This window comes from Thiohalobacter thiocyanaticus (assembly GCF_003932505.1).
Classification (GTDB): Bacteria; Pseudomonadota; Gammaproteobacteria; order Thiohalobacterales; family Thiohalobacteraceae; genus Thiohalobacter; species Thiohalobacter thiocyanaticus.
This window is the reverse complement of record NZ_QZMU01000001.1, coordinates 2621512-2647378: the sequence shown is the minus strand read 5'-3', so window position 1 is coordinate 2647378 and position 25867 is coordinate 2621512. Positions and strand designations below refer to the sequence as shown.

Genomic DNA, 25867 nt, shown 5'->3' with positions numbered 1-25867 from the left:
AGGCCATCCCCGTGACAGCAAGTATAGTCGGATGCCTGCGCTTCATACATCGTAGGGATGGCGCAGGATGACATTCTGGTTACGCTCCGGCCCGGTGGAGACGATGTCCACCGGCACTTCCACCACTTCCTCGATGCGCTTGATATAGGCGCGGGCGGCGGCCGGCAGCTTATCGAAGTCACGTACGCCGACGGTGGAGTCCTTCCAGCCGGGCATGTCCTCGTAGATGGGCTCGCAGCGGGCGTAGGCCTCGGCGCCGACCGGCGGGGTCAGGCGCTCGACGCCGTCATAGCGGTAACCGACGCAGATGCGCAGCAGATCCAGCCCGTCCAGCACGTCCAGCTTGGTCAGGCACAGGCCGCTGACGCTGTTGATCTGGATGGCGCGGCGCAGGGCCACGGCGTCGAACCAGCCGCAGCGGCGCGGCCGGCCGGTGGTGGAACCGAACTCGTGGCCCTGGCGGGCCATGTGGGCGCCGGTCTCGTCCATCAGTTCGACGCCGTCGTAGAGTTCGGTCGGGAAGGGACCGGCACCGACGCGGGTGGTGTAGGCCTTGGTGATGCCCAGCACATAGTCGATATTGCGCGGCCCTACCCCGCTGCCGGTGCAGGCGCCGCCGGCAGTGGTGTTGCTCGAGGTCACGTAGGGATAGGTGCCGTGATCGATGTCGAGCAACGCGCCCTGGGCACCCTCGAACATGATGTTGCCGCCGTCGCGGCGCACCTGATCCAGGATCTCGGGCACGTCGCCGAGCATGGGCCTGAGCAACTCGGCCATCTCCAGGGTGTGGTCCAGCACCTGCTGGAAATCCACCGGCTCGACCTTGAAGTAGTGCTGCAGGGCGAAGTTGTGATAATCCATCACCTCGCCCAGGCGCGCGGCCAGGTGCTCGCGGGAGAAGATTTCGCCGAGCTTCAGGCCGCGGCGGGAGATCTTGTCCTCGTAGGCGGGGCCGATGCCGCGCCCGGTGGTGCCGATGGCCTTCTTGCCGCGCGCCAGTTCGCGGGCGCGATCCAGCGCGATGTGATAGGGCAGGATCAGGGTGCAGGCCTCGCTGATGCGCAGCCGCTCCCGGGCCGGCACGCCGCGCGCCTCCAGCATGTCGAGCTCCTCCTTCAGGGCATCGGGGGAGAGCACCACGCCGTTGCCGATCAGGCACTGGACCTTCTCGCGCAGGATCCCCGAGGGGATCAGGTGCAGCACCGTCTTCTCATCATTGATGACCAGCGTATGGCCGGCGTTGTGCCCGCCCTGAAAGCGCACCACGGCGGCGGCCCGGTCGGTGAGCAGATCCACGATCTTGCCCTTGCCCTCGTCTCCCCACTGGGTACCTATAACAACGACGTTCTTGCCCATTTTGCTTCTCTCTGCCCTGAACGGTACTTAACTTTGACCGCGTCATCCCCGCGAAGGCGGGGATCCAGCGTGCGCCTGCTCTGCCGGGCACTGGATTCCCGCCTTCGCGGGAATGACGGTAAGAAAATAACCAGCGTTTCCTATAATTCCCGGACTTCCCAGACACTGTCGCGCAGTTCCAGCCGCCGGTCGCAGCCCAGGGACTGCGGATCGCCCGCCTCCCCCGGCAGCCCCTGGATCACCTGCTCGCCCTGAGCGCGCAGCTCGCGCACCCGCGCCGCAAGCCCGGCATCGTCCTGTGCCGGGGCGTAGATCGCGCCGGCGGCCGGACTCTCCAGCCGGCTCAGCGCCATGAGGGTTTTCAGATCGGCGCTGAAGCCGGTGGCCGGACGGGCGCGACCGAAGATCTCGCCGATCTTGTCATAGCGTCCGCCGCGCGCCACCTCCTGGCCGCAGCCGGGGGTGAAGGCGGCGAATACCACGCCGGTCTGATAGGCATAACCGCGCAGCTCGGCCAGATCATAATTGACCGGCAGCTGCGGCCAGCGCGCATGCACCGTTTCGCCAATGGCAGCCAGATTGTCGAGCGCGGCCTGCACCTGCGCAATGTCGCGGTACAGTTCCCGCGCGCGTTCCAGCACCTCGCGCCCGCCGTGCAGTTCGGCCAGCCGGGCGAAGGCCTCGCCCTGGCTCCCGCTCAGATCCATGCCGCCGAGCAGGCCCTCGATCTCGGGGATGGCCTTGCGCTGCAGCACGTCGAACAGGTCGGCCTCAGCGTCGGGCCCCAGTCCGGCGGCACGCGCCAGGCCTCGGAAGATACCCACGTGGCCGAGGTCCATGTGCACCTCCTCGATACCGGTCAGACGCAGTGTTTCCAGCATCAGGCCGATAATCTCGATGTCGCTTTCCATGCCGGCGTGGCCGAACAACTCGGCGCCGACCTGCAACGGCGAACGCGAACCGGCGAAGCCGTCCGGTCGGGTGTGCAGCACCGAGCCCAGGTAGCACAACCGGGTCGGCGCCTCGCGCTTGAGCGAATGGGCGTCAATGCGGGCGGCCTGTGGCGTCATGTCGGCGCGCAGCCCCAGCATGCGTCCACTCTGCTGGTCGATCAGTTTGAAGGTCTGCAGATCCAGGTCGTTGCCGGCACCGGTGAGCAGGGACTCCAGGAACTCGATCATCGGCGGGATGATCAGTTGATAGCCCCAGCTGCGGTAGGTATCCAACAGACAGCGGCGCAGCTGCTCGATGCGCCAGGCCTGCTCGGGCAGGACCTCCTCGATGCCTTCGGGCAACAGCCAGTGATTGATCGCGCTCATGAGTTTCTACTTTTTCAGTGAATCCAGTACAGCAGCGCCAGGCCGATCAGCATGCTCACCAGCCCGGTCAGACGCAGGCCGCGGTCGTCCAGGCGCACAAGTGTAACCAGTGTACGCCGGAATGTGTCAGGACTGAGAAAGGGCAGCACCCCCTCGATGACCAGCATCAGCGCCAGCGCGATCAGCAGTTCATTCCACATTGGGGCTCATCCATCCGGCCGGGCAGAGGCCCGGCGCGGTGGTGCTGCGACCGGGACCGTCCGCTCAGCGGCCTTGCGCGCTGCCCGAAAAGTACTGGAAGAATTCCGAATCCGGTTGCAGCAGCAGGATATCCTGTTTGCTGGCGAAGGACTCGCGATAGGCCTGCATGCTGCGGTAGAAGTCGAAGAAGCTCTCGTCCTGGGAGAATGCCTCGGCATAGATCCGGGTGGCCTGGGCATCGCCTGTACCCCGAAGCTCCTCGGCCTGGCGACGGGCATCGGCCAGCAACTCGGTGCGCTCACGGTCGGCCCGGGCACGGATGATGCGCGCGGCCTTCTCGCCCTCGGCCCGGTGCTCCTTGGCGATGCGCTCGCGTTCGGCACGCATGCGATCGAACACCGAGGTGGCCACGTTGGCCGGCAGCTCGATCTGCTTGATGCGCACGTCGATGATGTCGATGCCGAACGGGGCCATCTTTTCGTCGGCCTTGGTGGCAACATTGCGCATGATCTGAGTACGCTCGTCGGAGACCACTTCGCGGATGGTGCGGTTGCCGAGTTCGGCCTGCAGGCCGTCCTTGATGGTCTGAGCCATGCGCGAGAGAGCGTCGGACTCACGCCCGCCGAAAGAGCGGTAGTACTCCTCGACCTGCTCGATGCGCCACTTGACGTAATAGTCGACGAGGACGTTCTTCTTCTCGCCGGTGAGGATCTGCTCCGGGCGCGAATCCAGGGTCAGCACCCGCGAGTCGAACTTGCGCACATTGTTGATGATGGGCATTTTCAGGTGCAACCCCGGCTCGAAGTCGGAACGCACGATCTCGCCCAGGCGGAACATGATGGCCTTCTCGCGCTCGTCGACGGTGAACAGCGACAGATAGCCGAGCACCAGGACGATGACGAGAACGATCAGAAGCGGAAAACGCATGGCAGCCATTACCTGCCCTCCCTGAGCTTGTTGTTGCCGGAATCGCTCTGACCGGACGAGGACGGCAGGCGATAGCCATCGACGTCATACTGGTTCTGGCCGGAGGCGGCACCGGGGGCATGCCGGAGCAGCTGGTCCAGCGGCAGGTACATGATGTTGTTGCCCTGGTCGGCCGGCACCATCACCTTGCTGGTGTTCTGCAGCACGTTCTGGATGCTTTCGATGTACATGCGCTTGCGGGTCACGTCCGGGGCAAGTTTGTACTCGGCCAGGGTCTGGAGAAAACGGCTGGTCTCACCCTGTGCCTGAGAGGTGACCTGCTGCTTGTAGGCCTCGGCCTCCTCGATCAGGCCCTGGGCGGTACCCTCGGCCTTGGGGATGATGTCGCGGGCATAGGCCTCGCGCGCGTTTCTTCAGCCGGTCCTGATCCTCGCGCGCCTTGATGGCATCCTCGAACGCGCCCTGCACCTCCTGCGGCGGCTGGGCGCTTTCCAGGTTGGCCTTGACCACCTGCAGCCCGGCGCCGTATCGGTCCAGCAGGTTCTGCATGTGTTCCTGGGTCTCGTTGACCAGCACCAGACGGCCACCGCTCTCACTGAGGATGTCATCCAGGGTCTTGGAGCCGATCACCTCGCGCACGGCGCTTTCCAGCGCCTCCTTGAGGGTGTAATCGGCATTGCGCACATTGAACAGGTAGTTCTCGGCGTTCTTGACCTGATACTGCACCGACAGACCGACCCGCATCAGGTTCTCGTCCTTGGTCAGCATCTGGGCGCTGTGCTGGGTGGTGCGCAGGGCATCCACATTGACCTCGAGCACCGAATCGACCGGATAGGGAATGTGCCAGTGCGGACCGGGGCCGACCGTCTTCTGGTACTCGCCGAAGCGCAGCACCACGCCGCGCTCGGCCTCGTCGACGATGTAGATGCCGGAGGCCAGCCATACCAGCACGGCCAGACCGATGATCAGCCCGATACCGAAACCACCGGTGCCCCGGCCGGCACCGCCGCCGCCCGAACCCTTGCGGCCACCGAACAGGCCGCCGAACTTGTCCTGCATCTTGCGCACGACTTCATCGAGATCGGGCGGACCCTGGTCGTTGCCACGTCCGCCCCAGGGGTCCCGATTGCCGCCGCCGGGTTCGTTCCACGCCATGCCGATTATCTCCGTTGCAGGTCGCCGGGCTCACGCCCGACAGTAGGCTTATTCCGCATTAACAGTCGCTTAGATGCTGGCTTGCTGCGCCCGCGCGTAACCGGGCGAGCCGGTGGACCGCTTCATTCGAAAGCACAAAGCGCTGATTTTATGGGCCATGGCTGACAGTCGCAAGGTTATCCCGCGTGTCTTCCGGGTGTAATTCCTCCACCAGCCCGGTGCGGGCGCACAGGCGCTGATAGTCGGCGCGCGGCATCTGGATCAGCAACCAGGTCCGACCGGCACTGTCGGTCTCTTCCCGCTGCACGGCATGGCGCTGAAAGAACTCCGCCCGGGCGCGGCCGGCCTGGGGCGGGATACAGACCCAGCCGCGGGCGATGCCGCTGCTCAGGCGTTCGGCCAGGGCCTCGCGCAGCAGGTCCAGCCCTGCGCCCGTCTGCGCCGAGACCCGGACCGCGCGCGGTCGGCCCTCGCTGTCACGCTCCAGCTGCGGATCCAGGCCGGCCAGGTCGATCTTGTTATAGACCCGCAGCTGCGGCACCTCGCCGGCCTCGATCTCCGCCAGCACCGCATCGACCTCCTCGATCCGCTCCCGGCTGGCCTCGTCGTGCACATCCACCACGTGCAGCAGCAGGTCGGCCTCGCGCGTCTCCTCCAGGGTGGAGCGGAAGGCGGCCACCAGGTCGTGCGGCAGATGGCGGATGAACCCGACGGTGTCGGCGAGCAGCGCCTCGCCCAGCCCCGGCAGCTCGACCCGGCGCAGGGTCGGATCGAGTGTGGCGAACAGCTGATCGGCGGCATACACCTCGGCGGTGGTCAGGGCATTGAACAGGGTCGACTTGCCGGCATTGGTATAGCCGACCAGCGATACCGTGGGCACCTCGGCCCGGCTGCGGGCGCGCCGCCCCTGGGCCCGCTGGCGCTGGACCTTGTCCAGCCGGCGACTGAGCTGCTTGATGCGCTCGCCGAGCAAACGGCGGTCGGTCTCCAGCTGGGTCTCGCCCGGTCCCCTGAGGCCGATACCGCCCTTCTGCCGCTCCAGGTGGGTCCAGCCGCGCACCAGGCGGGTGGACAGATGCCGCAGCTGGGCCAGTTCCACCTGCAGCTTGCCTTCGTGCGAACGGGCGCGCTGGGCGAAGATGTCCAGGATCAGGCCGGTGCGATCCAGCACCCGGCACTTGAGCAGCTGCTCCAGGTTGCGTTCCTGGCTGGGACTGAGGGCGTGATTGAACAGCACCAGTTCGGCCCCCTCGGCCTCGACCCGTTCGCGGATCTCCTCGGCCTTGCCGGTGCCGACGAAATACTTGGGATGGGGGCTGGAACGGGTGGCGGTGACGACAGCCAGTACCTCGGCGCCGGCCGAACGGGCCAGTTCCTCGAATTCGTCGATATCTTCCTGGTCTTTGTCCTGGGGAAGGAAAAGATGAACCAGCAGCGCGCGTTCACCGTGACGGGGGCGTTCAAACAAGGAACGCACCCCGCATGGCGTTGGAACGATCAGACATTCCCGGGCTCGGGTCCTTCATCGGCCGCCGGGCCGCCGTTGCCACCGTTACTGGTCAGCCGGACATTACGGGCCGGCACCACGGTGGAGATGGCGTGCTTGTAGACCATCTGGCTGACGCTGTTCTTGAGCAACACGACAAACTGGTCGAAGGATTCGATCTGGCCCTGCAGCTTGATGCCGTTGACCAGATAGATGGATACAGGGATCCGTTCCTTGCGCAGGGTGTTGAGAAAGGGTTCCTGTAAAGATTGACCACGCGACATCTTGATTCTCCTTTTTTCTAATTATGCCAGCCAGGGCTGTTGTGCTGTTTCATTATCTTCGAGGCCCCGGAGCACCGGGGGTGAGGCATTCTCACGCGTTCGATACAGACCTAAGCATAGCGATAATGGCGACATTTCACAATTGGTGTAGTTAGTTGTAACTGTATATGTAAATTAACTTTTTTCAAATCCAGCCGGACAGCTTCCGCGCCAGCCAGGCGCGTGCCGGGGACGTGTGGCCGGCCTGCCCGGCGGCGAACCGGACCGCGTCCTGCTCACCGCGCAGCCAGGTCAGCTGACGCTTGGCATACTGACGCGTGGCATACACGCCCCGTAGACGCATTTCCTCATAATCGTATTCCCCCGCCAGATACTGCCACACCTGGCGATAGCCGACAGCGCGCATTGACGGCATCTGTGAGCTTAGATCACCACGGCGGTACAAATGTTCCACCTCGTCCACAAATCCCGCTTCCAGCATGGCGTTGAAGCGGCGTTCGATGCGCGCGTGCAACCAGCCGCGCGCCTCCGGCGCGATGACCAGCTTGAGCCAGGCCGACCCGCGGCGGGCGGTCTGTTCGCGGTGGAACTCGCTCTGGGGACGACCGGTCAGGGTATGCACCTCCAGCGCCCGCTGGATGCGCTGGGGGTCGTTGGGATGGATGCGCGCGGCGGCCTCGGGGTCGACCGCTGCCAGCCGGGCATGCAGGGCGGCCGTGCCCCGCTCGGCCAGTTCGGCCGCCAGTTGCGCGCGCAGTTCCGGGCTGGCCTCGGGCATCGGGGCCAGGCCCTGCTCCAGGGCGCGGAAATACAACCCGGTACCGCCGACCAGCAGCGGGATGCGGCCACGCGCACGGATGGCGGCCATCGCGCGCTCGGCATCGGCGACGAAGCGGGCGGCCGAATAGGCCTCGGCCGGGTCGAGGAAATCGATCAGATGATGCGGGGCCCGGCGCAGGGTCTCGGCATCGGGTTTGGCGCTGCCGATATCCATGTCGCGGTAGACCATCACCGAGTCGACACTGACGATCTCCAGCGGCAACGCTTCGACCAGGGCCACGGCCAGATCGGTCTTGCCGGCGGCGGTCGGCCCCATCAGGCAGACCACGGGCTGCTCGGAACTCCGCTCCATCAGCCCTTCACTGGCCGCGCAGGAACAGGCGGTCGAGTTCGGCCAGACTGAACTGCACCCAGGTCGGGCGGCCGTGGTTGCACTGGCCGCTGCGCTCGGTGTGCTCCATGTCGCGCAGCAGGGCATTCATCTCGGCCAGGGTGAGCTGGCGGTTGGCGCGCACCGAGCCATGGCAGGCCAGGGTGGAGAGGATGTCGTTCATGGCCTCGCGCAACCGGGTGCTGACGCCATGCTCGAGCAGATCGGACAACACATCACGCACCAGGGCGGCGGCATCGGCCCCGGCCAGCAGGGTGGGCACCTGGCGGATCACCAGCTGCTCCGGCCCCAGCCGGTCGACCTCGAAGCCCAGCTCGCGGAACACCCCGGGGTCGGACTCGGCCAGCGCGGCCTCGCGCTCGCTCACGCTGACCGTGACCGGCACCAGCAGCGGCTGGGAGCGGATGCCGGTCTCGGCGTGCGCTGTCTTGAGACGTTCGTAGGTGATGCGCTCGTGGGCGGCATGCATGTCGACCAGCACCAGCCCGCGGGCATTCTGGGACAGGATGTAGATACCATGCAGCTGGCCCAGGGCGTAGCCCAGCGGCGGGGTCTCGACTGCATCCGCATCCGCCACGGTTTCCGGCATGGCAGCGGCCCCGGACACGGATGCCGCCGCGGGATGCAGCGCGGCATAGGTGGCCACCTGCTCCAGCGCCTGCAACGGTATGGCCTGCTGATGCCGGGCCGTCGGCGCGGGGGACGGAGCGGCGGGTTCACGGGCGGGGGCGGCGAATGCGGCCTCGCCGGGCTGTCCCTGCCCCGGCCGCACCCCGGCCAGCGCCTGGTGCAGGGCCTGGAAGATGAAACCGTGGATGGCGCGGCTGTCACGGAAGCGCACCTCGGACTTGGCCGGATGCACGTTCACGTCCACCAGCGCCGGATCCAGTTCGAAGTAGAGGACATAGGCCGGATGGCGGCCGTGGTAGAGCACGTCCTGGTAGGCCTGGCGCACGGCGTGGGTGATCAGCTTGTCGCGCACCATGCGGCCGTTGACGAAGAAATACTGCAGGTCGGCCTGGCTGCGGGAGAAGGTCGGCAGACCGACCCAGCCGCTGAGACGCAGCTCACCGGTCTGCTGGCTGACATACAGGCTGTGGTCGACGAAGGGCGCCCCGCACAGCCGCGCCAGGCGCCGGGCGGCTTCCTCCTGCGTGCCGGCCGGCGGCAGCCGGAACACCTGTTTGCGATTGTGACGCAGGGTCAGACCGACCGAGAACCGGCTCATGGCCAGGCGCCGCACCACGTCCTCGATGTGCTTGTACTCGGTGGTGTCGGTGCGCAGGAACTTGCGCCGGGCCGGGGTGTTGAAGAACAGTTCGCGCACCTCGACGCTGGTGCCGACCGGGTGGGCCGCCGGGCGCGGCGCCTCGATCCGCTCGGAGCCGTCGGCCTCGACGGTCCAGCCGGTATCGGCATCCAGGGCGCGCGAACTCAGGCTCAGGCGCGAGACCGAGGCGATGCTGGGCAGGGCCTCGCCGCGAAACCCCAGGGAGGCCACCTGCTCGAGCTCCTCCAGGCTGGCGATCTTGCTGGTGGCATGCCGCGACAGGGCCAGGGCCAGCTCGTCGCGCGGGATGCCGGTGCCGTCGTCGCGCACCCGGAGCAGGCGCTTACCGCCCTGCTCCACGTCGATCTCGATCTGGCGGGCGCCGGCATCCAGGCTGTTCTCCAGCAGTTCCTTGATCACCGACGCCGGCCGCTCCACCACCTCGCCGGCGGCGATCTGGTTGATCAGTTGCGGGGGCAGCAGGCGGATGGACATGCCGCCAGTTTATCAGAGCCGCGGCATGACCCGTAATTGATCGATACGATAGCCACGAAACCCACCAAACCCACGAAAATTTCCTGAGCAAACCCTGATCATCTTCCTTTGCGTCATCCCGGCGCAGGCCGGGATCCAGGGGAATCAGCCATATGGATGCCGGCCTGCGCCGGCATGACGGACTGATCAGGGCTTCCCCGATGTTTCTGCATTGACCGGCGCGCAGCGCCAGGGCAATGCCATATCACTTGTTTTCGTGGGTTTGGTGGATTTCGTGGCTATATCTACACCGGGCCGATCCGTGCAGAGCGGGCCGGGTCTCAGCCCTCCCCGGCCTCGGGAATGCGCAGGGTCTGACCGACGTAGAGCCGGTCGCCATTCAGGCCATTGGTCGCGCGCAGCGCCCGCAGACTGACGTTGTAACGGCTGGCGATCTCGCTCAGGGTGTCGCCGCGCCGGATCACGTATTCGCGCGGATTGTGCAGGGCGACATAGGTGCCGGGCGGGGGGTTGGAATAGAAATAATTGCGGATGCCGGCGAGCATGGCCCGGGCCAGCTTTTCCTGGTGTCCGGCCTGTTTGAGCTTGCGCTCCTCGCCCGGGTTGGAGATGAAGGCGGTCTCGACCAGGATGGAGGGGATATCCGGGGACTTCAGCACCACGAAGCCGGCCTGCTGGACATGATCCTTGTGTACCTTGCCGACCTGCTGCAGCCCCTGCAGCACATTGTCCGCCACCTCCAGGCTGGCCTCGATGCTGGCCGACTGCGACAGGTCCAGGATCACCGAGCGCAGCAGTTCGTCCTTGTCGTTGAGGCTCACCCCCCCGGCCAGATCGGCGGCGTTCTCCGACTGGGCCAGGATGCGGGCCATCTCGGAACTGGCGCCGCGCCGCGACAGCACATACACCGATGAGCCCTGCACCCGGCGGTCACGGAAGGCATCGGCATGGACGGAGACGAACAGGTCGGCGTCGTGCTTGCGGGCAATGTCCATGCGCTGGCGCAGCGACAGGAAGCGGTCGCCGTCGCGGGTCAGCACCGCGCGCATGCCGGGTTCCTGGTTGACATGCCGGGCCAGCCGCCGGGCGATTTCCAGCACCACCTGTTTTTCATGGGTGCCGTGGGTACCGCGCGCCCCCGGGTCCTTGCCGCCATGGCCGGGGTCGATGGCGATGACCAGATCCCGTGGACTGCGGATCTGGTCCACCGACTTGACCGGGCGTTCGGGCGCGCGCCGCGCCTGGCCGGAGGTTTCCAGGTCCACCACCAGCCGATGGCCGGATTCCTGGTCGGGCTTGAGCAGAAAACTCCTGGCCTTGACCGGTCCGCTCAGATCCAGCACCAGGCGCAGATCGCGGCCGTTGCGCACCCCGTGGCGCAGGTTGCGGATCGGCCCGCTGGTGGCGCGTTCGAGCTTGTCCGCCGACAACCGGGTACCTTCCAGGTCAACGACCACCCGTTCGGGACCGCTCAGGGTGAACAGCTCGTGTTCGACCGGGGCATCCAGATCCAGCACCAGGCGGGTACGCTCGGCGTCCGCCCATACGCGCACCTGCGTCACCTCGGCGGCAACGGCCCACAGGGAGGTGAGCCAGCCCAGTAACAGAAGCCCGAAACGCCTTTTCATCCGCATGTTGCTGCCTCTCCCGGGGCCGGTCGGATCGGATGCCAATGAGGCAATGCTCCGAATGTAGCCGGAGCGCGCATCAAATTCAAGCGTTTTTCTTTCCTTATCGGGAGGATATGAAACACTTCTGTGAAAGCGGTCTAATTCATGGCCGCATCAAGCGCAGCATCCAGCTCCGGGAGCGGTTCCGGACCCCGCTCCAGCGACAGTCGCCGACCCTCGGGCAGGTGCTCGATACGGATCAGCAGGTCGGGCGGCGGCAGCAGTCCGGCGCCGCGCTCCGGCCACTCGATCAGACTGGTCACGCCCGGCTCGAACAGGTCGCGGATACCGAGGAATTCCAGCTCTTCGGGATCGGCCAGGCGGTACAGGTCCAGGTGATAGAGCTGACGCCCGTCGATCCAATAGGGTTCGATCAGAGTGTAGGTCGGGCTTTTCACCCGTCCGGCATAACCCAGCCCGCGCAGGAACCCGCGCACCAGGGTAGTCTTGCCGGCCCCCAGATCGCCCTGCAGATGGATGCGCAGTCCGACCGGCAGCAACCGGGCCAGGCGCGCGCCGAAGGCCTCCATGGCAGCCTCGCCGGCCAGCTCAAGCGTGCGGGTCATGCGCCGTGCCCTGCGCGGGATTGACCAGGCCGCGCAGCTCGGCCAGCAGGTCGCCGGCCAGCAGACCGCGCTCACCGGCGCGGGCGGCCCGGTCGCCGGCCGCCGCATGCAGCCACACGGCCGTGACCGCGGCCTCGGCCGCCGCCAGTCCCTGCGCCCGCAGGCCGGCGATCATGCCGGTCAACACATCGCCCATGCCGCCGCTGGCCATGCCCGGGTTACCGCCCGGGACCAGCCACAGGCCGTCGCCGGCGCAGACCAGGCTGCCCGCGCCCTTGAGCACCGCCACGCCGCCATAACGCTCCTGCAGGCGGCACACCGCCGCCGCCCGGTCGGCCTCGACCTCGGCCGTGGTGCAGCCCAGCAGGCGCGCGGCTTCCCCGGGGTGCGGGGTGAGAATCCAGTCGTCACGCCGCAAGGGTGCATCCGCCAGCAGGTTCAGGGCATCGGCATCCAGCACCAGCGGCAGTTCGCTCCGCAGCAGACGTTCGAACAGGGCGCGGCTCCAGCGCCCCTGCCCCAGTCCCGGCCCCAGGGCGATGACAGTGGCCCGCGCCAGCAGCGGCTCCAGTTCCTGCGGCCCGGTCACGCCGGCGACCATGAGCTCGGGCCGCCCGGCCAGCACGCCCGGCACCTGGCCGGGATCGGTGGCGATACTGACCAGCCCGGCCCCGACCCGGGCCGCGGCCTCGCCGGCCAGCCGCACCGCCCCGCCCATGCCCGGCTGGCCGCCGACGATCAGCACATGGCCGAAGGCCCCCTTGTGCGCCGTGCGCGGGCGCGGCGCCAGCCGGGCCGCGGCGTAATCGGGCCCGGCCAGCCAGGACCGGGGCGACATATCCGCGGCGAGATCGGCCGGCAGCTCCAGCCCGGCAAACACCACTTCACCGACATGATCCGCGGCCTGGCCGGTATAGAGCCCGACCTTGCGGCCGATGAAGGTCACGGTCAGCGCAGCCCGGATCGCCGTGCCCAGCACCCGGCCGGTGTCGGCGGCCAGGCCCGAAGGGATATCCAGGGCCAGCACCGGCACTCCGCTGGCATTGACCGCCGCGATGGCCGCGGCCCAGTCGTCTTCAACCCCGCGCTGCAGTCCGGTCCCGAGCAGGCCGTCGACGATGACCTCACAGGCAGTGAGCCGCCCGGCGTCGAAGGGCGCGACCGTCACCCCGGCCTCGACCGCATCCTCCCAGGCCGTGCGGGCATCGCCCTGCAGTCGCTCGGGAGCAGCCAGCCAGCCCACGCTCGCATACCACCCCTCCGCCCGCGCCAGCCGTGCCAGCACATAGCCATCGCCGGCATTGTTGCCGGCGCCGCACAGCACATGCACCCGCCGCGCCTCCGGCCAGTGCCGGCGCAGGGCCGCAAAGGCGGCCGCGCCGGCCCGCGTCATCAGTTCATAGCCGGGCACGCCGCGGACCTCGATGGCGATACGGTCCAGTTCGCGCACCTGGGCGGCGCTGTACAAAGGTTCACAACCGGTTTGCGGTTTCATGCAAGGGATTCCAGCGGCGTCACTACCAGGCTGTCATTGCGAGGCGCGCAGCGCCGTGGCAATCTCCAACCAACCGAGCCAGCATTATGAGATTGCCACGCTGCGCTCGCAATGACGGGATTGTTTTTCCGCCCTTCATGACGATCATCACAGCGGTTGCATATCCTGCCCTCCACCCTCGGTGCTCCATGTCCACCTCACCCGCCATCAACGACCTCGACCAGCTCGCCCGCGACATCAAGGCCTGGGGCGCGGAGCTGGGTTTCGACCAGATCGGCATCACCGGCACCGACCTCTCCGATGCCGAGACGCATCTGCTGAACTGGCTGGCCGCCGGCCGCCATGGCGAGATGGGCTACATGGCCCGCCACGGCACCCGCCGCAGCCGGCCGGCCGAACTCGAGCCCGGCACCCTGCGGGTGATCTCGGTGCGGCTGAACTACTGGCCCGATGCGGCGGATCCCGATACGGTACTGCAATCGCCCGGGCAGGCCTTCATTTCCCGGTACGCCCTGGGCCGGGACTATCACAAGCTGCTGCGCAAGCGGCTGCAGCAACTGGCACGGCGCATCGAACAGGTCACCGGCCCCTTTGGCTACCGCGCCTTCACCGACAGCGCGCCGGTGCTGGAGAAGGCCCTGGCCGAGCAGGCCGGGCTGGGCTGGATCGGCAAGCACACCAACCTGATCCACAAGCAGACCGGCTCCTGGTTCTTTCTCGGTGAACTCTACACCGACCTGCCGCTGCCGGTGGACTCACCGGCCGAAAACCACTGCGGCACCTGCCGCAGCTGCATCGACGCCTGTCCCACCGGCGCCATCGTGGCGCCCTACGAGCTCGACGCCCGCCTGTGCATCTCCTATCTCACCATCGAACTGCACGGCCCGATCCCGGTCGAGCTGCGCCCGCTGCTGGGCAACCGCATCTACGGCTGCGACGACTGCCAGCTGGTCTGCCCCTGGAACCGTTTCGCCCGCATCACGGCCGAGGACGACTTCCAGCCCCGCCACGGCCTGGACACGGCCGGGCTGATCGAGTGCTTCGGCTGGGACGAGCCCACCTTCCTCGCCCGCACCGAGGGCAGCGCCATCCGCCGTATCGGGCACGAGCGCTGGCTGCGCAACATCGCCGTGGCCCTGGGCAACGCCCCGACCTCGCCCGGGGTAATCGCGGCGCTGCAGGCGCGCGCCGATCACCCCTCCGAGCTGGTGCGCGAGCATGTGGCGTGGGCACTGGCGCAACATACGTAGGCGCAGGCCGGAATAACGGCCGCCTGGCCCGTTTCCGGCATCGGCCCGGTTTGCCGGGAACGCTGCGCTTATCCCGGCCTACGGACTCAAAATTAACCGGATATACCCGAAATTTCCCGTCATCCCGGCGCAGGCCGGGATCCAGCAGCCGCAGCGGTCAGGGATTCCCGCCTGCGCGGGAAGGACGGGAGAACAAAATTGTGGTTACACGAAAAACCTCTGCGTCTCTGCGTCTTTGTACCCACAGGGCATAAATGCCCTCCGCGTTACTCCCGCCCAGGTCAGCCAGGATGCTAGAATCCCCTGCCCACACATCCAGGCCGCGATCACCATGAACCGCCCCGAACTGCTGGCCCCGGCCGGCACCCTGAACAACCTGCGCTATGCCCTGGCCTTCGGCGCCGACGCCGTCTATGCCGGCATGCCGCGCTACAGCCTGCGGGTGCGCAACAACGACTTCAGCCGCCTGGACAGGCTGCAGCAGGGCATCGAGACCGCCCACGCCGCTGGCCGGCAGTTCTTCCTGGCCAGCAACGCACTGCCGCATAACAGCAAGGTAAAGACCTTCATCAAGGACATGGAGCCGGTGGTCGCCCTCGGCCCGGACGCGCTGATCATGGCCGACCCGGGCCTGATCCTGCTGGCGCGCGAGCGCTGGCCGGAGCTGCCGATCCATCTCTCGGTGCAGGCCAATACCATGAACTATGCCGCGGTGCGCTTCTGGCAGCAGCTCGGCATCAAGCGCATCATCCTGTCACGCGAACTGTCGCTGGACGAGGTCGCCGAGATTCGCCAGCAGTGCCCGGACATGGAACTGGAGGTGTTCGTCCACGGGGCACTCTGCATCGCCTACTCCGGGCGCTGCCTGCTGTCGGGCTACTTCAATCACCGCGACGCCAACCAGGGCACCTGCACCAACGCCTGCCGCTGGGAATACCAGGTGCACGAGGGCGAACGGGACGCCAGCGGCGACGCTCGGCCGAAGGAGATCAGCCTGAACGATGCGCCGGTGCATTTCATTGAGGAGAAGGAACGCCCCGGCGAGCTGATGCCGATCGAGGAGGATGAGCACGGCACCTACATCATGAACTCGAAGGACCTGCGCGCCATCGAGCACATCCACCGCCTGGTGGCGATCGGCATCGACAGCCTCAAGATCGAGGGGCGCACCAAGTCGCACTACTATGTCGCCCGCACCGCCCAGGTCTACCGCGCCGCCATCGACGATGCCGTCGCCGGCCGGCCCTTCGATCCCGAACTGCTCAACACCCTCGACAACCTGGCCAACCGCGGCTACACCGACGGCTTCTACCAGCGCCATGCCGACCAGGACTACCAGAACTACCTGAGCAGCCGCTCCGACCAGGTGCGCCAGCAGTTCGTGGGTGAGATCAGCGGCTACGACCCGGCCAGCGGCCTGGCCGAGGTGGCAGTCAAGAACAAGTTCGCCGTCGGTGACGCGCTGGAACTGATCCTGCCGCAGGGCAACCGGCGGCTGCAGCTGCAGGACATGCAGGACGCGCGGGGCAACCCGATGCAGGAAGCCCCGGGCGGCGGCTACCGGGTGCGCATTCCGCTGGAGCCGGGGGAGTATGAGCTGGGGTTGATCGCGCGGGAACTATCCACGGACGAACCCACATAATTCAATTTCATTTCAGCCTGGCTGCACACTGAGCATGCCTGTCATTGCGAGCGAAGCGCGGCAATCTCTTAAATATGGAATCAGTCGGTGAGAGATTGCCGCGTCACTTCGTTCCTCGCAATGACAGGTGCAGGCATCAGGTATGTTTATTTTTGTGGCATAAAAACCAGACCCACTATCCCTCCCCCAGCTCCAGCGCCAGCTGATACAGGGCGTTCCTGCGTTCCCCGGTGATCTCGGCGGCGGCTGCCGCGGCCGTCTTGACCGGCAGGTGCTTGAGCAGAATCCCGAGAATGCGGCGGATCTCGGCCTCATCCCGGCCCGCCGCAGCCTCGGCTCCCTGGACCATCACCACGAACTCGCCCTTGCGGCGGTTGTCGTCCGCGTCGATCCACTGTGCCAGGTGACCGAGACTGCCGCGCTCGATCTGCTCGAAGCGCTTGGTCAGCTCGCGCGCCACCACTGCCGGGCGCTCGCCACCGAAGGCCGCGGCCATGTCGGTGAGACTCGCCTGGATGCGGTGGCTGGATTCATAGAACACCAGGGTGGCGGTCTCGCCGGCCAGCGCAGTCAGCCGTGCAGCGCGTGCACCGGCCTTCGCCGGCAGAAAACCTTCGAAGCGGAAGCGATCGGTGGGCAGGCCGGCCACCGACAGTGCCGCGACCAGGGCGCTGGGACCGGGCACGGGCACCACCGGGATGTCCGCCGCGATGGCCGCCCGCACCAGGGCAAAGCCCGGATCGCTCACCAGCGGTGTGCCGGCATCCGAGATCAGAGCGATGCGCCGCCCGGCCCGCAGCTGTTCGACCAGGCGCGGGCTGACCTGCGCCTCGTTGTGTTCATGACAGGACTGCAGGGGGGTACGGATGCCGTAGTGCTGCAGCAGCGGCAGGGAATGGCGGGTATCCTCGGCGGCGACCAGGTCCACCGACTGCAGGATCTCGACCGCCCGCCGGCTCATGTCGGCCAGATTGCCGATCGGCGTGGCCACCACATACAGCACACCACCTGTTGCATCCATTCCCTGCCCCCCGGTTGCCGCCGTCAAGTCGAACGGCCGAATAAAGCAGGGTACAATAGCGGTCAAGAAAAACGGAGCCCGCACCCATCGTGACCCTGCTTTCCAGGCCCACCCCCGTCCGCCGGATCCGGCAGCTTCTGGTCCTCACTGCCCTGGCCGTACTTGCCGGCTGTGCCGGCCAACCGCCGCGCGAGGCGCCCGCGCCCGTGGTGGCGCCGGCACAGCTGCCGGCGGCCGAGGCCCGTCTCGAGGCGGGCGATGCGGCCGGGGCGGTACGGCTATACCTGCAGGCCGCCGAAACCGCCCCGGCCGACCGGGCTCTGGATTACCGGCTGCAGGCTGCGGACATCCTGATCGAGACCGGTGAACTGGAGCAGGCCGAGCTGCTGCTGGATAATCTCGCCACCCTGCCGCCCGATCCGGTGACCGGATTTCGCCTGGACCTGCGTCGTGCCGCCCTGGCGCTGGCCCGCAACGACGCCGCCGCGGCCCTGGAGCAGCTGCGCCAGGCCCCGCCCGATGCCGCCGCCCTGAGCGCCCAGCAGCGCTATCACCGGCTGCGGGCCAGCGCCTATACCCTCCAGGGCCAGCACCTGCAGAGCGCGCGTGAACACATCTGGCTGGACGGTCTGCTCGAGGCGCCGGCTGAGCGCGAGGCCAACCAGCAGGCCATTATCGAGGCCCTGTCCCACCTCAATCCCCAGGCACTGGCCGCGCTGCGTCCGGACGGGGGCCCGGTGCTCGGCGGCTGGGTGGAACTGGTGCAGCTGGCACGCGAGCATGCCACCGCCCCCATGGCGCTGGAACAGGCCCTGAGCGACTGGCGTGACCGCAATCCGCGTCACCCGGTACTGGATCCCACCCTGGACAACCTGCGCACCCGGCTCGCCGAGCGCGGCCGCTACCCCGAACAGGTGGGCGTCATCCTGCCGCTCTCGGGTCGGCTCGCCGAGGCCGGCGAGGCCATCCGCAACGGCCTGCTCACCGCCCACTACAACCTGGAGCTCGAAGGCCCGCGGCCGGCGCTGCGCTTCTATGACATCGGCGAGGATCCGGGGCGTGCCTGGTCGCTGTACCAGCAGGCCATCCGCGAAGGCGCGCAGTTCGTGATCGGTCCCTTGAGCAAGGATTCGGTCGCCCAGCTGGCCCGTGCCGGACGCCTCGACGTCCCGGTGCTGGCCCTGAACTGGCTGCCGGAAACCCCCGCGGGCGAGCTGCCCGCCAACCTGTACCAGTTCAGCCTGGCCCCCGAGGACGAGGCCCGGCAGGTGGCTGAGCGCGCCTATCACAGCGGCAGGACCCGGGCGCTTGCGCTGGTGCCGGAAGGCGCCTGGGGTGAACGGGTGTTTTCCGCCTTCCTGGAACGCTGGGAGACGCTGGGCGGCGAACTGCTGGAAGTGAAGTACTATGGCCGTGAGGCCCGCGCCCTGTCCGACCAGGTCCGTACCCTGCTCAACCTGGATGCCAGCCAGGCCCGCCGTACCCGGCTGGTGCGCCTGCTCGGGCGGCAGGTGGAATTCGAGCCCCGGCGCCGCCAGGATGCCGAGTTCGTCTTCATGCTGGCCCGGCCCGAGACCGCCCGCCTGCTGCAGCCCCTGTTCCGCTTCCACCACGCCAGCGACCTGGCGCTCTACAGCACCTCGCACAGCTACGAGGGCCACATCGACCGGGACCGCGACCAGGACATGAACGGCATCCGGTTCTGTGACGCCCCCTGGCTGCTCGATCCGGCCTTCCAGGCGCTGCGCGAGACCACGCAACGACTCTGGCCCGACTCCACCCGCCAGTATCCGCGCCTCTACGCCTTCGGCCATGATGCCCTGCATCTGCTGGCCTATCTTTCCGCGCCTCACGCCGGCGGCCTGGCCGGCCCGCACGCCGGCGCCAGCGGTGGCCTGAGCCTGGACGGCGCCGGCCGCATTCACCGCGACCTGGCCTGGGCCCGCATGCAGGACGGCGCGCCGGTGGCGCTGGCGCCCGTCTTTCCCGAGCCGGGCCCGGACACCGGCGCGACCGATGAGATCTCATTGCCACTCAGGGACGAGTCCAATGCAGCGAACACCGAACCATACCCGGGCCCGCGGCCAGGCGGTGGAGCGCCACGTGCTCCGCTACCTGCAGCAACGGGGGCTGAAACCGGTCAGCCGTAACTACCACTGCCGCGCGGGCGAGATCGACCTGATCATGCTCGATGGCGGCACCCTGGCCTTCATCGAGGTACGCTACCGCCGCAGCACGCGCTTCGGCCACGGCTTTGATACCATTGACCGGCGCAAGCGTCGGCATATCATCCGCAGCGCCATGCACTTTCTGCTCACGCATCCGCGCCTGGCCGAACGCCCGCTGCGGTTCGATGTGGTCGGCGTGCACGGGGAACTCGCCGCTGGTTTGCAGGTCAACTGGATGCGCGACGCCTTTTCCGCCGATGACGGCTGACGACACACATACGAAAAACAATGAATCTCTTTGCCCGCATCACCCAGCAGTTCAACGACAGCATTCACGCCAAGCAGAACGCCATGGAGGCGGTTGCCCCCGGCATCGCCCATGCCGCCGAAGTGACGCTCAGGGCACTGCTGGAGGAGCACAAGATCCTCGCCTGCGGCAGCGGCGCCTCGGCGGCCGAGGCCCAGCGTTTCGCCGCGGCCATGCTCAGCCGCTTCGAGCTGGCACGACCGGGGCTGCCCGCCATTGCGCTGAACACGGACGGGGCCGCCCTGACCGCCATTGCCGAGGATTCCGGCTACGAGGCCGTTTTTGCCCGTCAGGTCACGGCACTGGGGGCGCCCGGGGATATACTGCTGGCGATCGCCACCGGCAATGCGCCGGCCGGCATCCTGCAGGCCGTACAGGCTGCCCACGACCGCGACATGACGGTGGTGGCGCTGACCGGCGGCGTCGACAGCGGCGAGCTGGCGGATCTGCTCATCAACCAGGACGTGGAAATCCGGGTACCGGCGGCCTCCGCCGCGCGCATCCGCGAAGTCCAGGTCCTGGTCATACATTGTCTGTGCGATCTAATCGATTACCAGCTACTGGGACAGGAGACCTGACCATGCACGCCCTCAAATCACTATTCATCATTATTGCCGCCCTCGGCATCCTCAACGGCTGCGCCCCGCTGGTGGTGGGCGGCACCGCCACCGGAGTGGCAATGGTTCATGACCGCCGCACCGCCGGCACCGTGCTCGAGGACCAGTCCATCGAGCTCAAGGCCCTGAGCGCCCTGCGCAAGCACGAGGATCTGTACAAGCAGTCGCACATCAACGTCACCAGCTACAACATGATGGTGCTGATGTCGGGCGAGACGCCCACCGAGGCGTACAAGCAGCGCGCCGGGGAGATCGTCGGCAATGTCGAGAAGGTCAGGCGGGTCTACAACGAGCTGAGCGTGGCCGCGCCCAGCTCCATGATGACCCGCTCCAGCGACACCCTGATCACCGGCAAGGTCAAGACCAGCCTGTTCCGGATCAAGGGGCTGGAAGGCTTCGACCCGACCCGGGTCAAGGTGGTCACCGAAAACGGCACCGTCTATCTGATGGGGCTGCTGACCCGGCGCGAGGGGGATGCGGTAGCCCAGGAAGCGCGCAGCGTGGGCGGCGTACAGCGGGTGGTGAAGCTGTTCGAGTACATCGACTGATACGGCTTGCGGCCGCCGCCGCGGCGTGGCAATCTCGACTATCGAACAAGGGAGGGGGATCCGGCCGTCCGTCACAGCGGCCAGGGTTCGCCGCGCCACGCTAACAGGCCGAAGTCCGCAGTGGCCTCGCTATAACAACGACAATGCATCCGCACAAATGCGCCTACTGCGGGCACACCGATCGGCCCGTGTTGAAAAACCTCTGGATGATCCCCGTCACCCTCCTGGTCTGGCTGGTTCCGGTCGCCTTCCTCAGTCACGGCTACTGGCCGTTCTTTCTGCTGCCCGCGATCGCCATTACCATCTGGAGCCTGATCGCGGTCAAGCGCGAGTGCGCCCGCTGCGGCCGGCGGCTGCTCTAGTGTCCTGAGTCAGAACTACAACAGGGCCGGCGCTCAGCCCGCGACGCGCGGCAGGGTGAAATAAAAGCAACTGCCCTTCGGCCGGTTCGGGACATAGCCGATCTCACCGCCGTGCTGGTCGATGATGGCGCGCGAGATCGCCAGCCCCAGACCGGTCCCGCCGCGGCTCTCGCCCGGCCGGGGCGGGGCCTGGGCGAACTTCTGGAACAACCGGGGCACGAAGGCCTCGGGCACGCCCTCGCCGGTGTCACACACGCTCACCCGCACCCGCCCGTCCCGGGGCTGTAATTCAACCCTCACCTCGCCGCCCTCCGGCGAGAAGCGCGCGGCATTGGCCAGCAGGTTGCCCAGCACCTGCAGCAGACGCTGTTCATCACCCTGCACGTACAGGGGCTCACCCGGCGGCGTGAACACCAGCTGCGCGGCATGACGCCCGGCATAGGGGGCGTTGATATCCAGCGCCGTGCGGATCACATCGGCCATGGCCAGCGGGGTCAGGTTGCACGACAGGCCGCCGGAGCTCAGCTTTTCCATATCCAGCAGATCATTGATCAGGAACAGCAGCCGGGCGCAGTTGCGCTGGGCGATGTCGACCAGTTCCAGCGCCGGCGGTGTCAACTCCGGCACCAGCCTCGGATTCAGCATGCCGAGCGCGCCGCGCAGGGCGGTGAGCGGGGTGCGCAGCTCATGACTGACGGTGGAGATGAACTCATCCTTCATGGTCTCGGCCGCCACCCGCTCGGTCAGGTCACGCTCGATGGCGGCGAAATAGCGCATCCCGCCGTCGCTATCGATCAGGGGCACGATGTTCATGTCCAGCCAGTATTCACGTCCGGACTTGCTGTAGTTGAGTATCTCCTCGCGCACCGGCTCACGCCGGTGCAGCGCCGCGCTGATGCGGCGCAGTGTGGCAGGGTCCGTGTCCGGTCCCTGCAGGATGCGCGGCGACTTGCCCAGCACCTCTTCCGGTGTGTACTCGGTCAGCGCGGTGAAAGCGGGATTCACGTAGACGATACGCGGTCCGGGATCGTCCAGCGGATCGGCTTCGGTCACGATCACGATATCGTTGGCATTGGCGATGATGTCCTTGAAGGCGAAATCCGGTTCCAAGCTGGTCTCCAGTCATTCAGGCGGGCCGCAGGTGCGAGTATCGGGAGCGGGCGGGAAAACGCAAGCCGGACGCCGCTTCGGTCCGGTTCAGGAGGCGCGCCCGGCCTGCCATTGCAGCCACAGGCCCAGCAGCAGGGCCAGCGACCAGAGCGCCGCCGCCAGCCACAACAGGGCCGCACGTCCCGGCAGGGCCGGCGTTGCAACCAGCCGGGTCAGGGCCGCCAGTCCCGCCAGCGCCACCGCGGGACCGAGCAGGGTCAGGCGATCGAGCGATAGATGCCGCTGCAGCCGGGCCGTGCGTACCGTCATCACCAGGGTGAGCGTGCCCAGTGCCCCCACCGTGAGGCCATGCAGGGCCTGTCCGGGGGCCAGGATACCGGCAAGCTGCGCCAGTCCCTTCAGGATCAGCCCGGCCGGCAGCCACAGATAGCCCAGGGCCAGGGGCCACAGATCCGCACGCCGGCGCGTGTGCTCCAGCTGCCAGGACCGGGCCCGCGCCAGCGCCAGGCCCGCCGCCGCCAGGGCCAGCAGGCCGGCCGGTCCGGCCAGGCCCATCAGATCGGTCAGCAGCATGAGTCCCGCCACGCCGGCCAGGGGCAGTTCCCAGGCGCGGCGCTGATGATCACGCCGGGCGATGCCCTGACGTTCCAGATAGCCGCCTACCGCTGCCGGCAGTACCCGTCCACCCACCAGCAGCATCATGAGGGTGAACAGGTCCACGGTCCCGAGCAGCGTGCGCTGCTGCAGTAACGGCCGCTCCATGACCGCCCCCAGCCACCAGGCCGCGTCCAGGGCCAGGAGCCCCAACAGCACCAGCGGCAGGATGCGGTTCTCCGGCCGTTTGGCGCCCCGCCACAGGGGTCGGCCCGCCAGCCACGCCAGCAGGGCCGGGAACAGCAGCCCGGCCGGCAGGGCCCAGAACGCCTCGGGCACCAGGGCCGCCAGCCGCGCCAGGCCCCAGGCGCAGACCAGGCCGATCAGCAGGGGCAGGCCGGCCCGCGTAACCAGAAAACCGGCCGCGACCAACAGGGCATAACCGAACAGGAGTTCGTGTCCGTGCCAGGTGGATGCGTGCCCCGGGGCAAAGCCCAGCCATAGGGGAAGCACCAGCGCGCCGTAGGCGAGTGCCAGGGGAAACAGCCAGTGGTGCGGCACCCGGCGGGACCGTCGCACCGGCCTGTTGAGCGTACTCTGTCGTGACATGCCGAACAGCATAATGCCCCGGACGGCCGCCGCAATTGACTCAGGCCAGCCCCTTGCTGCCGCCCACCGCTTTTATAGTAGGCTTGCCTCATGCAATCCGAGAGGACACCCGCCATCCCCGACCTCGGTCCCGGCGCATTCTGGCCGCGGCTGCTCGAACGTGAGCGGCATGCCCTGGCCTGCGGCGCCCTGCAGCCGATCGAGACCGAGCAGAGCCTGCTGGAACGCAATGGCATGACCTGGCTGGTGCGCCGGGTATCGAGCCTGGCGCGCAAGGCGCGGGACGCGAAACAGCACAGCGAACAGGCAACAGGCAAACCTTCGAACCCCTTCCTGCCGCCCGAGGCGGATCTCACCCTCGGCGCCATCGGGCCCGGGCATCTGTGCATCTTCAACAAGTTCAACGTGATCGAGCATCACGTGCTGATCGTCACGCGGGACTTCGAGCACCAGGAATGCCTGCTGACAGCGGCGGACTTCGCCGCGCTGGCGTATTGCATGCACGAACAGGGGGGACTGGGCTTCTACAACGGCGGCCGGGTGGCCGGCGCCAGCCAGCCGCACAAACACCTGCAGTGGATTCCCCTGCCGCTGACCGACACCGGCCCGGCCGTGCCCATCGCGCCGCTGCTCGACAGCCCGGGCGACATCGGTCGGATCGGCCAGTGCCCCGCCCTGCCGCTGCCGCACGCCTTCGTGCGGCTTGCTCCGGAAACGCTGACCGATGCCGGTACCCTGTACCGGCTCTACATCGGCCTGCTGGAGGCCATCGGCGTCGAGGCGCTGAGCCTGGGTGACGAAACCCGCCAGTCCGCGCCCTACAACCTGCTGCTGACCCGTGACTGGATGCTGGCCGTGCCGCGCACCCGCGAATGCCACGCAGGCATCTCCATCAATGCCCTGGGCTTTGCCGGCTCGCTGTTCGTGATGCAGCCGGAACAGCTCGCGCAGGTGGAGGCGGTCAACCCACTGACCCTGCTGGGCGCCGTGACCACCTGAGTCCCTGCCGACGTTCAGCGCAGTGACCGGTAGATGCCGTCGCGGCCGCGCTTGCTCAGCACCAGCTGCCAGAGCTGGCCCTGGCACGAACGGAAGAAGCCGGCGCAGCTGAGCAGGTAGTATTTCCACATGCGGTAGAAACGCTTACTGTAGCGTGCCTCGAGCTGCGGCCAGGCAGTGTCGAAATTCTCCCACCAGGCCATCAGGGTGCGGTCGTAGTCCGGGCCGAAATTGTGCCAGTCCTCGATGATGAAGCGGTTGTCGAGGATATCGGCGATCTCCTGCGCCGAGGGCAGCTTGCCGTTGGGGAAGATGTAGCGATCGAGCCAGGGATCCACGGTGCGCGAGGTGGCGTAAATGCCGATGCTGTGCAGCAGGAACAGCCCCTCGTCCTTGAGCAGGCGCAGGGCCGTGTCGAAATACTCCGCGTAGTTCCTGGGCCCGACGTGCTCGAACATGCCCACCGAGACCAGCTTGTCGTAACGCCCCTGCAGATCCCGGTAATCCATCAATTCGATGCGCACCGGCAGGCCCCGGCAGCGCTCCTGCGCCCAGGCCTGCTGTTCGCGGGAGACGGTGATGCCCGTCACCTCCACGTTGAAGTACCTGGCCGCGTGTCGCGCCAGACCACCCCAACCGCAACCGATGTCCAGCAGATGTTCGCCCGGGCGCAGCTCCAGCTTGCGGCAGATCAGGTCCAGCTTGTCGTGCTGGGCCTGGGCCAGATCACCCGCGTGGCGCCAGTAGCCGCAGGAATAACTCATGGTGGGATCGAGCATGACGCTGAACACGTCGTTGCCGGTGTCGTAGTGCTGCTCACCGACCTGGAAGGCCCGCCCCCGCGACTGCAGGTTGAACAGGCGCTGGCGCAGCGTCACGGCGAGCAGTTGCAGGCGCAGCCGCAGCGGCAGCCGCGCCTCGATGTCGGCGCGCAGCAGCCGGTTGAACAGCTCGTCCGGTTCACGGGCATCCCACAGCCCGTCCATGTAGGCCTCGCCCAGGCCCAGCGAACCCTGGCCCAGGATGCGCTCATAGACCTGTGGATCATGCACCTGGATATCCCAGGGCGCCTTGCCGTTGAAACACACGCCCGCCTCCCCGGCCAGGCGCTGCAGCACCGGCGGCGCCTCCGGGCACGGGGACCGGACAAGTCGCTCAGTCAGTTCACCGGATATGTTTTCGTCACCCGACATGCGCTCTTCTCCACGGTTAGCATCTCCGGCGGGCGCCATTGCTCAAGGACTG

Annotated in this window: 25 protein-coding genes; 8 read left to right on the top strand and 17 right to left on the bottom strand. The window is 67.3% G+C overall.

Going from position 1 to position 25867, the window contains the following annotated elements:
• Nucleotides 1–42 precede the first annotated feature (42 nt).
• The 13 genes from D6C00_RS12480 to D6C00_RS12425 all read right to left on the bottom strand — a co-directional run bounded on the left by D6C00_RS12480 (nucleotide 43) and on the right by D6C00_RS12425 (nucleotide 13395).
• Nucleotides 43–1356: an adenylosuccinate synthase gene (locus D6C00_RS12480; RefSeq protein WP_125182005.1), complete on the bottom strand. Its 1314-nt coding sequence runs from the start codon at nucleotides 1354–1356 to the stop codon at nucleotides 43–45.
• Between the two features lie 140 nt (nucleotides 1357–1496).
• Nucleotides 1497–2675, bottom strand: a complete 1179-nt coding sequence (locus tag D6C00_RS12475) for an ATP phosphoribosyltransferase regulatory subunit (protein WP_125182004.1) — start codon at nucleotides 2673–2675, stop codon at nucleotides 1497–1499.
• A gap of 14 nt (nucleotides 2676–2689) precedes the next feature.
• A complete protein-coding gene (locus D6C00_RS12470; RefSeq protein ID WP_125182003.1) occupies nucleotides 2690–2875 on the bottom strand; it encodes a DUF2065 domain-containing protein in 186 nt (61 codons plus the stop codon).
• 64 nt (nucleotides 2876–2939) lie between these two features.
• Complete coding sequence (hflC, locus tag D6C00_RS12465) at nucleotides 2940–3803, bottom strand: protease modulator HflC (protein WP_125182002.1); 864 nt, start codon at nucleotides 3801–3803, stop codon at nucleotides 2940–2942.
• A gap of 8 nt (nucleotides 3804–3811) precedes the next feature.
• The gene (locus D6C00_RS15825; protein ID WP_206609564.1) at nucleotides 3812–4033 is read right to left on the bottom strand and encodes a hypothetical protein; all 222 of its coding nucleotides are present in this window, start codon (nucleotides 4031–4033) and stop codon (nucleotides 3812–3814) included.
• 64 nt (nucleotides 4034–4097) lie between these two features.
• Nucleotides 4098–4958 carry an FtsH protease activity modulator HflK gene (gene hflK / locus D6C00_RS12460; protein ID WP_206609563.1) on the bottom strand — a complete coding sequence of 287 codons (861 nt, stop codon included), beginning with the start codon at nucleotides 4956–4958 and terminating at the stop codon, nucleotides 4098–4100.
• Between the two features lie 148 nt (nucleotides 4959–5106).
• The gene (gene hflX / locus D6C00_RS12455) at nucleotides 5107–6426 is read right to left on the bottom strand and encodes a ribosome rescue GTPase HflX (RefSeq protein WP_125182001.1); all 1320 of its coding nucleotides are present in this window, start codon (nucleotides 6424–6426) and stop codon (nucleotides 5107–5109) included.
• A gap of 29 nt (nucleotides 6427–6455) precedes the next feature.
• On the bottom strand, nucleotides 6456–6728 hold the full coding sequence (gene hfq, locus D6C00_RS12450; RefSeq protein ID WP_125182000.1) for an RNA chaperone Hfq: 273 nt from the start codon (nucleotides 6726–6728) through the stop codon (nucleotides 6456–6458).
• Nucleotides 6729–6912: 184 nt separating this feature from the next.
• On the bottom strand, nucleotides 6913–7860 hold the full coding sequence (gene miaA, locus D6C00_RS12445; protein ID WP_125181999.1) for a tRNA (adenosine(37)-N6)-dimethylallyltransferase MiaA: 948 nt from the start codon (nucleotides 7858–7860) through the stop codon (nucleotides 6913–6915).
• A 7-nt stretch (nucleotides 7861–7867) separates the two neighbouring features.
• Nucleotides 7868–9664, bottom strand: coding sequence for a DNA mismatch repair endonuclease MutL (mutL, locus tag D6C00_RS12440; protein ID WP_125181998.1), 1797 nt, complete (start codon nucleotides 9662–9664; stop codon nucleotides 7868–7870).
• 320 nt (nucleotides 9665–9984) lie between these two features.
• A complete protein-coding gene (locus D6C00_RS12435) occupies nucleotides 9985–11292 on the bottom strand; it encodes an N-acetylmuramoyl-L-alanine amidase (RefSeq protein ID WP_125181997.1) in 1308 nt (435 codons plus the stop codon).
• Nucleotides 11293–11432: 140 nt separating this feature from the next.
• Nucleotides 11433–11900, bottom strand: coding sequence for a tRNA (adenosine(37)-N6)-threonylcarbamoyltransferase complex ATPase subunit type 1 TsaE (gene tsaE, locus D6C00_RS12430; RefSeq protein WP_125181996.1), 468 nt, complete (start codon nucleotides 11898–11900; stop codon nucleotides 11433–11435).
• A complete protein-coding gene (locus D6C00_RS12425; protein WP_125181995.1) occupies nucleotides 11884–13395 on the bottom strand; it encodes an NAD(P)H-hydrate dehydratase in 1512 nt (503 codons plus the stop codon). Before D6C00_RS12425 ends, tsaE begins: the two co-directional genes overlap by 17 nt.
• A gap of 188 nt (nucleotides 13396–13583) precedes the next feature.
• Between D6C00_RS12425 and queG the strand changes: the two genes are divergently transcribed.
• On the top strand, nucleotides 13584–14645 hold the full coding sequence (queG, locus tag D6C00_RS12420; protein WP_125181994.1) for a tRNA epoxyqueuosine(34) reductase QueG: 1062 nt from the start codon (nucleotides 13584–13586) through the stop codon (nucleotides 14643–14645).
• A 331-nt stretch (nucleotides 14646–14976) separates the two neighbouring features.
• On the top strand, nucleotides 14977–16287 hold the full coding sequence (trhP, locus tag D6C00_RS12415; RefSeq protein WP_125181993.1) for a prephenate-dependent tRNA uridine(34) hydroxylase TrhP: 1311 nt from the start codon (nucleotides 14977–14979) through the stop codon (nucleotides 16285–16287).
• A 175-nt stretch (nucleotides 16288–16462) separates the two neighbouring features.
• Here the strand turns inward: trhP and rsmI are convergent, their stop codons facing one another.
• Nucleotides 16463–17308: a 16S rRNA (cytidine(1402)-2'-O)-methyltransferase gene (rsmI, locus tag D6C00_RS12410; protein ID WP_125181992.1), complete on the bottom strand. Its 846-nt coding sequence runs from the start codon at nucleotides 17306–17308 to the stop codon at nucleotides 16463–16465.
• 89 nt (nucleotides 17309–17397) lie between these two features.
• Here rsmI and D6C00_RS12405 point away from each other — a divergent pair, with 89 nt between their 5' ends.
• The 5 genes from D6C00_RS12405 (at nucleotide 17398) to D6C00_RS15495 (ending at nucleotide 21310) form a co-directional block, all read left to right on the top strand.
• Nucleotides 17398–19458, top strand: coding sequence for a penicillin-binding protein activator (locus D6C00_RS12405; protein ID WP_158675412.1), 2061 nt, complete (start codon nucleotides 17398–17400; stop codon nucleotides 19456–19458).
• A complete protein-coding gene (locus D6C00_RS12400; protein ID WP_158675411.1) occupies nucleotides 19412–19744 on the top strand; it encodes a YraN family protein in 333 nt (110 codons plus the stop codon). The genes D6C00_RS12405 and D6C00_RS12400 overlap by 47 nt, the downstream gene beginning before the upstream one ends.
• Nucleotides 19745–19764: 20 nt before the next feature.
• Entirely contained in the window at nucleotides 19765–20361 is a 597-nt protein-coding gene (locus D6C00_RS12395; RefSeq protein ID WP_125181989.1) for an SIS domain-containing protein, read from the top strand.
• Nucleotides 20362–20363: 2 nt separating this feature from the next.
• On the top strand, nucleotides 20364–20948 hold the full coding sequence (locus D6C00_RS12390; RefSeq protein WP_125181988.1) for a BON domain-containing protein: 585 nt from the start codon (nucleotides 20364–20366) through the stop codon (nucleotides 20946–20948).
• A gap of 188 nt (nucleotides 20949–21136) precedes the next feature.
• On the top strand, nucleotides 21137–21310 hold the full coding sequence (locus D6C00_RS15495) for a hypothetical protein (RefSeq protein ID WP_158675410.1): 174 nt from the start codon (nucleotides 21137–21139) through the stop codon (nucleotides 21308–21310).
• A 33-nt stretch (nucleotides 21311–21343) separates the two neighbouring features.
• On the opposite strand, the gene D6C00_RS12385 is transcribed toward D6C00_RS15495, so the two are convergent.
• Entirely contained in the window at nucleotides 21344–22420 is a 1077-nt protein-coding gene (locus tag D6C00_RS12385) for a sensor histidine kinase (RefSeq protein ID WP_125181987.1), read from the bottom strand.
• Nucleotides 22421–22507: 87 nt separating this feature from the next.
• Complete coding sequence (locus tag D6C00_RS12380) at nucleotides 22508–23623, bottom strand: NnrS family protein (protein ID WP_158675409.1); 1116 nt, start codon at nucleotides 23621–23623, stop codon at nucleotides 22508–22510.
• A 90-nt stretch (nucleotides 23624–23713) separates the two neighbouring features.
• Here D6C00_RS12380 and D6C00_RS12375 point away from each other — a divergent pair, with 90 nt between their 5' ends.
• Nucleotides 23714–24622, top strand: a complete 909-nt coding sequence (locus D6C00_RS12375; protein WP_125181985.1) for an ATP adenylyltransferase family protein — start codon at nucleotides 23714–23716, stop codon at nucleotides 24620–24622.
• Between the two features lie 14 nt (nucleotides 24623–24636).
• Here D6C00_RS12375 and cfa read toward each other — a convergent pair whose 3' ends face one another.
• The gene (gene cfa, locus D6C00_RS12370; protein ID WP_125181984.1) at nucleotides 24637–25815 is read right to left on the bottom strand and encodes a cyclopropane fatty acyl phospholipid synthase; all 1179 of its coding nucleotides are present in this window, start codon (nucleotides 25813–25815) and stop codon (nucleotides 24637–24639) included.
• Nucleotides 25816–25867: the final 52 nt, after the last annotated feature.